Raw genomic sequence first — 12,588 nt, forward strand, 5'->3', positions numbered from 1 at the left:
GCGTGTGGCCCGGGCCTCAGCCCATCGTCGGGATCACAAAAGCGTCCTGTATCCGGGACGGGCCGCCATCCTCGCTGCCCCGCGGCAAGGCAGAACCATCGGGCCAGCGCTGGGTCACCGTCTTGGTCTTGGTCCAGAACCGGACGCCCTCGGTGCCATGCTGGTTGATGTCGCCGAACGCCGAACGCTTCCACCCGCCAAATGTATGATAGGCGACCGGCACCGGGATCGGCACGTTGATGCCCACCATGCCGACGTTGACGCGCGCCGCGAACTCGCGCGCGGCATGGCCGTTGCGGGTAAATATCGCGACTCCGTTTCCGTACTGGTGCTCGGACGGCAGGCGCAGTGCGGTCTCGAAGTCGGGCGCACGCACGATCTGGAGCACGGGGCCGAAAATCTCCTCCTTGTACGCGCTCATGTCGGGGGTGACCCGGTCGAACAGCGACGGGCCGATAAAGAAGCCGTTTTCGTGCCCCTGCAACTGGAACCCGCGGCCGTCCACGACCAGCTCGGCACCCTCGTCAACGCCCGTCTGAATCCACTTTTCCACCCGCTCCCTGTGCGCGGCGTTGACCACCGGCCCATAATGCGCGTCCGCATCGGTGGACACGCCAACGCGCAATCCTTCGATCGCGGGGATTAGCTTCTCGCGAAGCGCATCTGCCGTGCGCTCGCCGACAGGCACCACCACCGGCAGGGCCATGCAGCGCTCACCCGCCGAGCCGAAGGCCGCGCCGGACAAGTCGGCCACGACCTGATCAAGGTCCGCGTCGGGCATGACGATGCCATGGTTCTTGGCCCCGCCCATCGCCTGCACGCGCTTCCCCGCATACACGCCGCGCCGGTAGACATAATGCGCGATGTCGGACGACCCGACAAAGCTGACGGCGCTGATCGCGGGATGATCCAGGATCGCGTCCACCATCTCCTTGTCGCCATGCACGACCTGAAGGATGCCCTCCGGCGCGCCCGCCTCCCGCATCAGCTCGGCAAGGCGAACGGGCACGGAAGGGTCGCGCTCCGAGGGCTTCAGGATGAAGGCATTGCCGCACGCGATCGCGACGCCGAACATCCACATCGGGATCATCGCGGGGAAGTTGAACGGTGTGATCCCCGCGCCGATGCCCAGCGGCTGGCGCATGGAGTAGACGTCGATGCCGGGCCCGGCGCCCTGCGTGTACTCGCCCTTCAGCACATGCGGAATGCCGCACGCGAACTCGATCACCTCCAGCCCGCGCTGGATGTCGCCCCTGCTGTCAGCAATCACCTTACCGTGTTCGGACGAGAGCAGGTGTGCGAGCGCGTCCATGTTCGCCTCGACCAGTTCCTTGAAGCGGAACATGACGCGGGCTCGCCGCTGCGGGTTGGTCGCGGCCCAGCCCGGCTGCGCTGCCTGCGCCGCTGCCACTGCGCGGTCGAGGTCGGCCGACGTGCCCAGCGTAACGCTCGCCTGGACCTGGCCGGTGTTCGGGTCCCAGATGTCGCTGGTCCGCCCGCCGCCTCCGCCGCCACCGGCAGGGCCGCCGGCGATCACGTGGTCGATGGTCCGCATTCAAACTCTCCTGCCTTATCGTTGCGGCGGCCTTTGCGCCCGAAGACAGTCGTGGGCAAGCATCAGCGCGGGCGGTAGCGCAGCCCCAGCCACAGCGTCCGGGGGGTCGCGCGTTCGACGATGTCGGCGCCGCTGATGCCGGCCTCCACCCGCTCGTCGAACAGGTTCTCGGCGCGGACCTCCACCGCCACCGCGCGGGTGAGGGGAAGCGCCAGATAGCCGTCCAGCGTCGTCGCAGGTGCCAGCCGATCGACATTGGCGTCGTCGTCATACTGGCCCGCGAAATACCGCAGTGTCGCCGACGCGGTAAACCCGCCGCGCTGCCACCCGAGCGTCCCTGACACTTGGTCAAGCGGCGTCTGCGCAGGCCGGAGTCCATCCAAGGGTGCGGCGGTACCCGATGCCTCAACGCGCGGATCGACATGGCTCCATGATGCCAGAACAAACGCCGGCCCTGCTCGCCAGGACGCGTCGACCTCGACGCCATTAGACCGGATCGCATCGAGGTTCTGCCGCACCCGATACGTGCCGTTCGCCGCGACGAAGCCGACCACCGGGAAGGCACCAGGCCCCGCCCCCTGCGTCACGTTCGCGATCGCGCCACGCAATTTGTTGTGGAACACGGTCGCGGCCAGGCTGACGCGCGGCACCGGCGCCCAGGTCGCGCCCGCCTCATACCCGGTCAACCGCTCAGGCGAGAGGGCTGAGTTCGGTGCGGTCGCGTCCGGGCCGACCCGGAAAGGACGATACAGTTCGTTCAGTGTCGGCAGCCGCCAGCCCCGATACGCCCCCGTCCGCAGAGCCAGTGTCGCCACGGGCCGCCACGCAACGCCAACCCGCCCGGTCGCTTCCGTCCCGTCACGATCGGCGAAGCGCGTGTCGGTCAGCGCCGGCCCGCCTGCTAACGGCCGTTCATTCAGAAAGCCGTCCGTAATCTGCCACCAGTCCAGCCGCCCGCCCGCGGTAAAGGTCAGCTGCCCTGCTTCCATCGCCCCGTCGACGAACAGCCCGGCCGTGCGTGACTCGCCACCTGCGACACGCCGCCGCGTCGGGCTGCCCCCGACAAAGGTATAAAGCTCCTGAGTCCGCCCCGACACATTGCGAAGGTCGCCGCCCAGTCGCAGCGTGATGGCATTGCCAAGCGGCGGCGCCACCTCGACGCGCACGCCGCTGCCGGTCGCAGGCGTGTTGTACTGGTTCAGCGACTGGGTCGCCGTCGTGCGCTGGGCGTTGATGCTGGCGAAGCTCGACGCGAATGCGCGTGTCTGCAGGTAAGCGAGCGCCGACCAGGCCCAGTCGCCTCGCCCGACGAACCGCAGACTGGCGTCCGCACCTTCGGACTTGTTGGCAGTGAAGTCGGTCCCACGATCACGCCGGTCCGTAAACGCTGACAGATTTGCCTGCAGTTCGGTACCGCGACCAATGTCGATCACGGCCCTGATCGCGCCTGAGGCCTGCTCATAGGGTGCTGGCCGATCCGCGGGACCGCGGCTCTCCGTGACGGTGGGCGTAAAGCCGTCTCCGCGTTGGTAAGCGCCGGACAGCGTGGCGAACCCGCCGGGCCGGACCAATGCCGCCGATGCGTCGGCGTCGATCGAGTCACGGCTGCCATAAGCGGCCGATCCGCTGAACGGTGCCAGCGCCTGCGGCGTCGCGCTCTCCAGTTCCACTGTGCCCGCCAGGGCACCGGGTCCCCAGAAGCCGCTGCCCCCACCCCTGGTGACCCGCACCTGTCCCAATCGGCTGACAGCATAGGCCGGGAACGGAACCCAGCCGCCGAACGGGTCGGTTTGCGGGACGCCGTCAAGGATCAGCAGCGCCCGGCTGGACGCATTGCCGCCGATGCCGCGCAGCGAAATGCCCTGGCTGGTCGGGTTAGCCGAACGGGAGTCGGATCGGCGGAACTGCTGCAGCCCGGCGACGTCGGACAGCACGCTTTCCAACCGGTTGCTCGCATTGGCGTCCAGCCGCCCACGATCGATCGTCACCACGCCAAACGCCCGATCACCCGGCGCCTCAGCAAGACCACGGCCGGTAACGACGACGTCTGGTTGTACAGGTTCGCCCACCTGGGCGGCGACGGGCGCGGCGACCAGGGTCGCGAACAGGGGCAAGCGGCTGAGCATGAAGCTGCCTTTGCCCACTTTGTGCACTGCCGCAAACACTTGCATCAGCGCATCAGTGCGGATGCCACTCCGTAAAGGCTGGTCAGCGTCAGCACCGTTCCGACCAGCAGCAACAGCGTACGCGTAGGAAGCCGCTTGGCCATGATCGCGCCCAGCGGCGACGCCACCAGACCGCCGATCAACAAGCCCGCCGTCGCTGTCGTGAACGCTTCCCAGCCCAATCGCGCGATAAAGGTCGCAGACACGGTCGCCGTCAGAAAGAACTCGGTCGTGTTGACGGTCCCGACCGTGCGCCGCGGGCAGCCGCCCTGCACCAGCAGGTTGCTGGTCACGACGGGGCCCCATCCGCCCCCGCCCGCTGCATCAAGGAAGCCGCCGACCAGCCCCAAGGGCGCCACGAACCTGGGCTCGCGCTCCGGCGGGTGCCGATGGCGGAGCGCGCGCCACAACAGGTACACCCCGATCGCGGCCAGATAGGCCAGCACGAACGGCCGCGCGACACTCGCATCGACACTGCTGAGCACATACGCGCCGAGCAGCCCGCCGATGATTCCAGGGATCGCCAGGCGGCGGAACAACCGCCAGTCCACATTACGGTGGAGAACGTGACTGATCCCGGATGCGGCCGTCGTGAACGTCTCCACCGTATGCACGCCTGCCGATGCCGCTGCGGGCGGCACACCCAAGCTGATCAGCAACGTGTTCGATATAACGCCAAACGCCATTCCAAGCGCGCCGTCCACGAGCTGCGCCGCAAACCCCACCGCAACGAACGGAAGCAGTTGTTCTAAAAGTTGAATTGAGATCGGATCAGTCCTTAGAAGGATTTGGACAAGGTGACGCCATAGGTGCGTGGATCACCCGGTTGTCCTACGATCAACCCCGTGCTGCCCGACTGGGTTGCGAGCAATTCAAAGTAGTTCTCGTCGAACGCGTTGCGAACCCAGGCAAACACGTTGAAATCCCTTTCAGTTTTGAAACCGAGACGAAAATTCGAGATCGAGTAGCCGTCGACATAGGTGTAGATTGAGGGCGACGGGCTGGACGAGAAGCGCGACCGATAGCTGCCGTCGTAACCCAGATATACCTGGCCCGCGACATCGCCGACCCGAACCGGCAGGTCGTACTCCGCACCGAATGACAGCGCCCACTTCGACACGCCGGGCAGCACCTGGCCCGAGATGTCGCAGACGACGGGGCTGAACGAGGGTGAAGCCGTTGACCCGATCCGACCGGGCGCGCTCGCCGGGTTGGCTGCGGTTGCGATCGAGCCGCCGGACAATTCCGGCGGGCACGGCGCGTTGCGGAAGCGGACATATTTTGCATCGGTATAGGCGGCGTTGAAGTAGGCATTCAGACGCTCGGTCGGACGGAATGCTGTGTCCAGCTCTGCACCGGCAGTCCGCACGCGACCAGCATTGGCCAGGTAGCCGCGGATCACCGCTAATTGTCCGTTGTTCACCGTCGCCTGGTAATCGTCGATGCCGGTGTAGAAGACGGCCAGGTTGGCGGTGACCCGACGGTCAGCAAACTGGGTCTTCAGGCCCAGCTCCAGGTGATTGACCTTCTCCGGATCGACCGTTTGCACCGACAGGTCGACCGCGGTTCCGGCCGCGTTCAACGGCAGGCCTGACAGGTTTATACCGCCCGACTTGTAGCTGCGCGCATAGGTCGCATAGCCATGGACATCGCGACTGAAGTCATAGGCGACCGTCAGATCCCCCGACAGATTCCAGTTGTCGAATTCCGGAGCATAGCTTTGCGGGCTGAGCACGCCCGACTGGTCGCCGGTCAGCGCCGTGTTCGTTCCATTTGTGACCAGCGACACGTAGTCGCCGCTTTTCTTGTCGTAGTTGAGCCGCAACCCCGGCGAGATCGACAGCTGGTCGGTCGGGTGCCAGGTCAGCTTGCCAAAGGCGGCCGCGGACGTGTTGGTGAAACCAATGGTGTTGCGGCTGGTCAGGTTGTTCAGCGTCGCAGGGTTGCGCCCGCCTGCGCTGGTCGGGTTGAGCAGGAACGCGCTCGCTGCTGGGCCCTGAATCTGCAGGCCCTGGGTGTCGATCTTCTGGTGAAAGTAGAACAGGCCCGCGACGTAATCGAGCGATCGGTCGCCATTCGACGCGATCCGCAATTCCTGGCTGATCTGGCTCTGCTGGGATGGGTTGTTCGACGCGCTGGTGATCGGCAGCCCGATGAAGTCGCGATCATTCGACGGATCCCAGTGCCAGAAGCGCCAGGCGCTGACGGAGGTGATGGTCGCGCCGCCCAGGTCCCAGTTCCCAACCAGCGATAGTCCGCCCAGTTCCTGCTTCGCGCGCACATCAACGTCGATGTCGGTCAGCCGATCGAACGGGTTGGTTGAAGGGACTGCATAATTCTGCGCCGCCGCGAGAGCGCCATACTGCCGGTTGGCATTGCGCTGGGTCGCGCCCACCCGGGCATAATATTGTACGCAGCAGTTCGGGTTCTGGCGGTTATAATCGCCGGCCAGCGTCAGGTCGAGATTGGGCGCTGCCTGCCAAAGAATGCGGGCGCGAAAGGACTGGTTGTCCTGGCTGTTCTGCCATTCGCGCTGCCGGACATTGTAGACTGTTCCTCGCCGCGTGGTGACCGACGTCGACAGCCGGATCGCGACCTTGTCGTCAACCAGCGGACCGGACACGGACGCCTTGCCCTGGAAGAAGGAGTAATTGCCCCCCGTCAACTCGACCCGGGCCTCCGGTTCGAAACTGGGAGCGCGCGTGATGATGTTGATCGCGCCAGCAGTGGTGTTCTTGCCGTACAACGTGCCCTGCGGCCCGCGCAGCACTTCGATCCGATCGGTGTCGGTGAAGTCAAAGGTCGCCGACGCGATGCGACTATAATAGACCTGGTCGACATAGATGCCGACGCCCTGTTCGATGCCATCATTGGTAAGGCCGAACGGTGCGCCGAGCCCGCGGATATTGGCAGCCGAGTTGCGAGGGTTGGTGGAGTAAAATTGCAGTGTCGGCTGGATCTGGGTCAGCCGGTTCACATTGTACGTGCCGGTCTCAGCCAGCGCGGTTCCACCCACAACGGAGATCGCGATCGGCACCCGCTGGGCAGACTCCGCGCGGCGCCTTGCCGTGACCACCACTTCACCACCTGGGGCCGGACCGGTGCGCCCGGTCGCCTCGTCGTCAGTCCCGCCATTCTCCTGCGTCTGGGCCACTTCCTGTGTTTGAGCGGCGACATCCTGAACCGGCGTTGCAGGCGCGCTCGCCTGTGCGGCAAGCAACAGGGCAATAGTGATGGTCATGCAAATCCCCCCCAAATCTCCCATGCTAAACTCCAGCTTCTAGGTAGGAGATCAAGACGCGACAGCTACTAGGGTAAGAAGCACAGCTTCTTGCCGAAACCTGCGCGATGCGCTAAGGACGCGCCGTCCAGCGGGCAGGTGCTCGTGGAGGTCGGTGCAGAAGTCGTGGCTTCATGCGCCCTTTTCGCACATCTGCGGCAAGTATCCTCTGCATCGCCCGTCGGCTAGATCCTGCGCTGGCATGGGGCCACGTGGGCAGTGCAAGGCCAAGACCACCGGACACAACCGGTTGGCCGGAAACGAATAAAAGCAGGAACTGAAAGACTTTATGGCAACCCAGGCTCAGCCCACCCGCGACGATTTCGCCGCGATGCTCGATGACATGTTCGGCGGCGCCGACAGTTTCGAAGGACGCGTCGTGCTCGGCACGGTCACCGCGATCGAGAATGATCTCGCCGTGATCGACGTCGGCCTGAAGTCGGAGGGCCGCGTGCCGCTCCGCGAATTCGCTGCGCCGGGTCAGAAGGCTGAGCTGAACGTGGGCGACGAGGTCGAGGTTTATGTCGACCGCGTAGAGAACATGCACGGCGAGGCGATGCTGTCGCGCGATCGCGCTCGCCGCGAAGCCGCCTGGGACAAGCTGGAAACCGAGTTCGCCAAGTCGGCTCGCGTCGAGGGCGTTATCTTTGGCCGCGTGAAGGGCGGCTTCACCGTCGACCTGTCGGGCGCCGTGGCGTTCCTGCCGGGCAGCCAGGTCGACATCCGTCCGGTGCGTGACGTCACCCCGCTGATGGACATCCCCCAGCCGTTCCAGATCCTCAAGATGGACCGCAAGCGCGGCAACATCGTGGTGTCGCGTCGCGCGGTGCTGGAGGAAACCCGCGCCGAGCAGCGTTCGGGCCTGATCCAGTCGCTGGGCGAAGGTCAGATCATCGACGGCGTGGTGAAGAACATCACCGACTATGGCGCGTTCGTGGACCTGGGCGGCATCGACGGCCTGCTGCACGTTACCGACCTCAGCTACAAGCGGGTCAACCACCCGTCGGAAGTGCTGAACATCGGCGACACGGTGCGCGTGCAGATCATCCGCATCAACAAGGACACACAGCGCATCAGCCTCGGCATGAAGCAGCTCGAGTCGGATCCGTGGGACGGCGCTGCCGCGAAGTACCCGGTCGGCGCCAAGCTGTCGGGCCGCGTGACCAACATCACCGAATACGGCGCGTTCGTTGAGCTGGAAGCAGGCATCGAGGGCCTGGTCCATGTCAGCGAGATGAGCTGGACCAAGAAGAACGTCCACCCTGGCAAGATCGTGTCCACCTCGCAGGAGGTCGACGTGGTGGTGCTCGAGGTCGATGCCGAGAAGCGTCGCATCAGCCTCGGCCTCAAGCAGGCACAGGCCAATCCGTGGGAGGCATTCGCGTCCGCTCACCCGATCGGCTCGACCGTTGAGGGCGAAGTCAAGAACGCGACCGAGTTCGGCCTGTTCATCGGCCTCGACAACGACGTCGACGGCATGGTCCACATGTCGGACATCGCCTGGGGCGTGTCGGGCGAGGACGCACTCGCGCTGCACCGCAAGGGCGAGACCGTGTCGGCTGTCGTGCTCGACATCGATCCCGAGAAGGAGCGCATCAGCCTCGGCATGAAGCAGCTCGAGCGTGGTGGCCCGTCGGTTGGCGGCGTGACCTCGGGCGGTGGCGTCAACAAGAACCAGGTCGTGACCGTGACCGTGCTGGAAGTCCGCGACGCGGGTCTCGAAGTGCAGGCGGGTGATGACGGTGCTACCGGCTTCATCAAGCGCACCGATCTGGGCCGCGACCGGGACGAGCAGCGCCCCGAGCGCTTCCAGGTCGGCCAGAAGTTCGACGCGATGGTCACCGGCTTTGACCGGTCCAAGAAGCCGACCTTCTCCGTCAAGGCGATGCAGATTGCCGAGGAGAAGCAGGCGGTGGCACAGTATGGCTCATCCGACTCGGGTGCGTCGCTCGGCGACATCCTGGGCGAAGCGCTGAAGGCGCGCGGCCAGAAGTAAGAAGACGATGGGCCGGAACGCACTGCGTTCCGGCCCAATTGTTTTGATCCAGGTCGAAACAGCGCTGTACTACGGCCGGATCGGGTCGTATGATCTGCATCAAGTCGCGCCGGGGGGCCCCATGATCCGATCAGAGCTTGTGCAAAAGGTAGCTGACGAGAACCCTGGCCTGACGCCGCGGGAAATCGAAGCGATCATCAGCACGTTCTTCGACCAGATTGTCGACCGTCTGGCTGCCGATGGCCGGGTTGAGCTGCGCGGATTCGGCGCGTTTTCCACCCGCGCTCGCGATGCGCGCACGGGCCGTAATCCTCGGACCGGCGAAGTGGTCGACGTCGACGCCAAGCGCGTCCCTTATTTCAAGCCGGGCAAGGACATGCGGGTTCGCCTGAACGTGTGACGTGTTCCGGCGATCTGATCGCTGAGACGCACGCTTGACGTGACCCGCCGGCTCGGGCTTTCCCTTTCCCGTGCGCGGACGTGGCGAAACCGGTAGACGCAGCCGACTTAAAATCGGCTTCCCCTGGAGTGCGGGTTCGAGTCCCGCCGTCCGCACCATCATTGTTGCCGGCGCGGCATTGCTTGCCACAGGCTGCGACCGCCGGGCCGACACCGGCGCCGTCGTCGTCAGCGCCATTGGAAGCCCGCCGACCCTTGCCAACCCTGACCTGAGGGCGATCGACGAACCCTCACGCGCGCTGATCGATGCAACCGCTCAGGGGCTGGTACGGTTCGACGCTGCGGGCCAGATCGAACCGGGGCTGGCGGAACGGTGGACCGTCATCGACGACGGCATGACCTACATCTTCCGCCTGCGCCGCGCCACTTGGTCGGACGGACGGCCCGTTTCCGCCGAGGAGGTAGCCGCGCGGCTCAAGCGGCATGTAGCGCCGACATCGCGCAATCCGCTGGTGCCATTCCTGTCGGCGATCGACGACGTGGTGGTGATGACCCCTGAGGTGATCGAGGTGCGGCTTACCCGTCCTCGCCCCGACCTGCTCAACCTGTTCGCCCAGCCCGAAATGGCTCTGCTCCGCACACGTCCCGTATCGGGGTCCGGCCCGTTCCGCATGGTGCAGCCGGGCCCGTCTCCACTTCTCCGCCCCGCTGTCGATCCTGATCGCGACGAGGCGGACGAGGCTGACCGTGGTGCCCGCCCCGAACGCGATGTGCGGTTGATCGGAGAGCGCGCTGCCCTGGCGGTCACCCGGTTCGCAGCGAAGCGGTCGGACATGGTAACCGGCGGTCGCTTTTCGGACTGGCCCCTGCTTTCTGCGGCCGGCGTCGCGCCCGCCAACATCAAGGTTGACCCGGCGGCCGGGCTGTTCGGGCTTGCTTTCACCTCCCGTGACGGCTTGCTGGCGGATGCGGGCGCGCGAGACGCCATTTCGGCATCGATCGATCGGACCGCGGTGCTGAAGTCCGTGCGTAGCCAGTGGCTGCCGACTGAAACGCTGCTCCCCGACCAACTCGACTCTGCAACACCGCCTTCAGTCCCGGCCTGGGTAGCGCTTCCCCTTGCCCAGCGTCGCCAGGCGGCGGCAGCGCTGGTTCGAGCCTGGGGCAAACCCGTCCGCCTCCGCATCTCGTTGCCCGCTGGTCCCGGCGCTACCTTGTTGTTTACGCAGCTTGCGACCAATCTGGCGGCTATCGGGATTGCGGCTGACCGGGTTGCTGCGGATGCCCCGGCCGAGCTGCGGCTGATCGACGAGGTCGCTCCCTATGACAGCGGCCGCTGGTATTTGCAGACCGCCTGCGCCCCGTGCGGACCCGAGGCGTCAGCCGCGCTTGAGGCGGCTCGGCTGGCGCCGACGCTTCCCGAACGCTCGCGCCAGGTGGCGGTCGCTGACGCGACCCTTACCCGCGACGCCGCCTTTATTCCGCTCGGCCGCCCGCTGCGTTGGTCGCTGGTCGCCCTACGGTTGCGGCTGTGGACCGCGAACGCGCGTGCCGCGCATCCGTTGAACCGGCTGCGTCTCGATACCAGATAAGGCGCATGGCCGTTCGACCCACGCCCCTGGCGCCCGCCCTGCCGATCGGGCGCGACCCCGCCGCGGTTCGTCAACGTATCGAGATGCTGGAGCGCGTGCTGGAAGGCCTCGTTCGTATTCCAGGCACGAACAGGAAGCTTGGCTTGGACGTGATCCTTGACCTGCTACCCTTTGCTGGCAGCACCGTCGGCGCCGCGCTCGGCAGCTACCTTGCCTGGGAGGCGCACAATCTTGGCATGTCGAAAACGCAGGTCGCGCGCATGGCGGGCAACATCGGCGTCGACTGGGCCTTGGGAATGATCCCCTTTGTGGGCGCGATCCCAGACTTCTTCTTTCGATCGAACACGCGCAATCTGCGGTTGGTGAAGCGGCACCTGGACCGCCATCACCCCGCAACGGCAACCGTTGACGTCAGCGCGCCCCGCGCCAGATCTTGAGCGCCACCCGCCGCGGCAGTCCGCCCTGGTGAACGGGGCAGGGCTGCGGCCGGAACGCCTTGTTCAAACAGAACCAGATCTCGTCCAGCCATCCCTGCCGATTAGCTGTTACGCGCATATGATCGCCACGCATTCCCGGATTTGCACGCGCGACCGCATCGGCGAACGCGCCTGCCGTCAGGGCGCCCCGCGACAACTGATCCATGTCCGGGAATCGAAGCCGTGCATATAGCCCTGTGGAACGCTGGAAATAACGGGCGGGCGACAGGCCGGGCATGCAGGTGCCGTGCTTCGCCCATTCGTGCTGCAGCAACTGCGCCGACGGTGTCGAGCACAGATTGCCCCGGATCACTGTTGCGGGCAGCAAGCCGGTCGGGCGGCAATATTGCGGCCAGTCCTTGCCCACCCCGTCGGGCCACAGTCCGTGCAGCGTAAAACCAAAGCGATTGCCCGACCCGCATTGCAACCGCGCGGATTGGTCGCGCGCGTGCTCATGGCAATATTGTGGGGCCCAGGTCACGGCCAGCGTATAACCGCCGATGGGCACGACCCGCGTGGGCTGGCTGGCGCTCGGCAGGTCGGGACGTGGGCGCTCAATGCTGCCCGGTACGGTGCACCGATATGCCTGCGCCTGCGCGCCGGCGATGGGAACGGCTGCCAGCAGCAGCGCGGTCCAGCGCGCCTTCACGACGGCATCTCCGGATCGGTGTAGCCGGGCCCGGTCACGCCCTCCTCATAATCCCCAATCTCGCCGAACCATTCCCGTGCATCGGCGCGAAACAGCAAGGCCGCCGCGATGATGGCGACCACCGCCGCCGCGATCGTCAGCAGCGACGACACGGGGTGGCGGAAGTTCGATCCCATCAGGTTGATCAGCGTGACCAGCGCACGCAGGCCGCCCAACGTCGCGACGATCAGCACCCCCCATTTGCCCGTCAGGCTGCGGTGCAGCACCATGTACCATAGCAACAGACAGAACAGGGCCACGATGCCGGTAAGCGTCGGCAGTGCCCAGTGCGCGATGGGCGCGGATTGCGGGTTCGCTTCCAGCATCGCCTGCACGCGCACGCGGCTGACCCAAGCGGCGACGATCGATAGCAGGATGGACAAAAGCCACAGCCGCCCAAAGGTGACGATTGATGCCGGTCTCATGTCGCGAAATCT

Annotated in this window: 10 protein-coding genes and 1 tRNA gene; 5 read left to right on the forward strand and 6 right to left on the reverse strand. The window is 65.7% G+C overall.

All coding sequences use genetic code 11. The features are described 5' to 3' along the window. Positions 1 to 16: 16 nt before the first annotated feature. The 4 genes from FHS94_RS10205 to FHS94_RS10220 all read right to left on the reverse strand — a co-directional run bounded on the left by FHS94_RS10205 (position 17) and on the right by FHS94_RS10220 (position 6,961). Complete coding sequence (locus FHS94_RS10205; protein ID WP_184057450.1) at positions 17 to 1,555, reverse strand: CoA-acylating methylmalonate-semialdehyde dehydrogenase; 1,539 nt, start codon at positions 1,553 to 1,555, stop codon at positions 17 to 19. Between the two features lie 62 nt (positions 1,556 to 1,617). Then, the gene (locus FHS94_RS10210; RefSeq protein ID WP_184057958.1) at positions 1,618 to 3,681 is read right to left on the reverse strand and encodes a TonB-dependent receptor; all 2,064 of its coding nucleotides are present in this window, start codon (positions 3,679 to 3,681) and stop codon (positions 1,618 to 1,620) included. 44 nt (positions 3,682 to 3,725) lie between these two features. After that, a complete protein-coding gene (locus tag FHS94_RS10215; protein WP_343055258.1) occupies positions 3,726 to 4,487 on the reverse strand; it encodes a sulfite exporter TauE/SafE family protein in 762 nt (253 codons plus the stop codon). 11 nt (positions 4,488 to 4,498) lie between these two features. Beyond that, a complete protein-coding gene (locus FHS94_RS10220; RefSeq protein WP_184057452.1) occupies positions 4,499 to 6,961 on the reverse strand; it encodes a TonB-dependent receptor in 2,463 nt (820 codons plus the stop codon). Positions 6,962 to 7,289: 328 nt separating this feature from the next. Between FHS94_RS10220 and rpsA the strand changes: the two genes are divergently transcribed. From rpsA to FHS94_RS10245, 5 genes are all read left to right on the forward strand, one after another. After that, the gene (rpsA, locus tag FHS94_RS10225) at positions 7,290 to 8,996 is read left to right on the forward strand and encodes a 30S ribosomal protein S1 (RefSeq protein WP_184057454.1); all 1,707 of its coding nucleotides are present in this window, start codon (positions 7,290 to 7,292) and stop codon (positions 8,994 to 8,996) included. Positions 8,997 to 9,117: 121 nt separating this feature from the next. Beyond that, entirely contained in the window at positions 9,118 to 9,396 is a 279-nt protein-coding gene (ihfB, locus tag FHS94_RS10230) for an integration host factor subunit beta (protein ID WP_184057456.1), read from the forward strand. 74 nt (positions 9,397 to 9,470) lie between these two features. Next, a tRNA-Leu gene (locus FHS94_RS10235) sits at positions 9,471 to 9,554 on the forward strand. Positions 9,555 to 9,574: 20 nt separating this feature from the next. Beyond that, positions 9,575 to 10,987 carry an ABC transporter substrate-binding protein gene (locus tag FHS94_RS10240; RefSeq protein ID WP_184057458.1) on the forward strand — a complete coding sequence of 471 codons (1,413 nt, stop codon included), beginning with the start codon at positions 9,575 to 9,577 and terminating at the stop codon, positions 10,985 to 10,987. Between the two features lie 5 nt (positions 10,988 to 10,992). Continuing rightward, positions 10,993 to 11,424: a DUF4112 domain-containing protein gene (locus tag FHS94_RS10245; RefSeq protein WP_184057460.1), complete on the forward strand. Its 432-nt coding sequence runs from the start codon at positions 10,993 to 10,995 to the stop codon at positions 11,422 to 11,424. On the opposite strand, the gene FHS94_RS10250 is transcribed toward FHS94_RS10245, so the two are convergent. Continuing rightward, entirely contained in the window at positions 11,399 to 12,112 is a 714-nt protein-coding gene (locus tag FHS94_RS10250; RefSeq protein ID WP_184057462.1) for a ribonuclease T2 family protein, read from the reverse strand. The two genes, FHS94_RS10245 and FHS94_RS10250, sit on opposite strands and share 26 nt — an antisense overlap. Beyond that, entirely contained in the window at positions 12,109 to 12,576 is a 468-nt protein-coding gene (locus FHS94_RS10255; RefSeq protein ID WP_184057464.1) for a hypothetical protein, read from the reverse strand. Before FHS94_RS10255 ends, FHS94_RS10250 begins: the two co-directional genes overlap by 4 nt. Positions 12,577 to 12,588 lie beyond the last annotated feature (12 nt).

The sequence above is a fragment of the Sphingomonas aerophila genome, assembly GCF_014199305.1.
In the GTDB taxonomy this organism is placed as follows: domain Bacteria; phylum Pseudomonadota; class Alphaproteobacteria; order Sphingomonadales; family Sphingomonadaceae; genus Sphingomonas; species Sphingomonas aerophila.

What these genes read in the sequence shown, in the direction of transcription:
- rpsA (WP_184057454.1), top strand. Translation starts at nt 7,290, where the DNA reads ATGGCAACCCAGGCTCAGCCCACCCGCGACGATTTCGCCGCGATGCTC.
- FHS94_RS10255 (WP_184057464.1), bottom strand. Translation starts at nt 12,576, where the DNA reads ATGAGACCGGCATCAATCGTCACCTTTGGGCGGCTGTGGCTTTTGTCC.
- FHS94_RS10220 (WP_184057452.1), bottom strand. Translation starts at nt 6,961, where the DNA reads ATGACCATCACTATTGCCCTGTTGCTTGCCGCACAGGCGAGCGCGCCT.
- FHS94_RS10245 (WP_184057460.1), top strand. Translation starts at nt 10,993, where the DNA reads ATGGCCGTTCGACCCACGCCCCTGGCGCCCGCCCTGCCGATCGGGCGC.
- FHS94_RS10210 (WP_184057958.1), bottom strand. Translation starts at nt 3,681, where the DNA reads ATGCTCAGCCGCTTGCCCCTGTTCGCGACCCTGGTCGCCGCGCCCGTC.
- ihfB (WP_184057456.1), top strand. Translation starts at nt 9,118, where the DNA reads ATGATCCGATCAGAGCTTGTGCAAAAGGTAGCTGACGAGAACCCTGGC.
- FHS94_RS10205 (WP_184057450.1), bottom strand. Translation starts at nt 1,555, where the DNA reads ATGCGGACCATCGACCACGTGATCGCCGGCGGCCCTGCCGGTGGCGGC.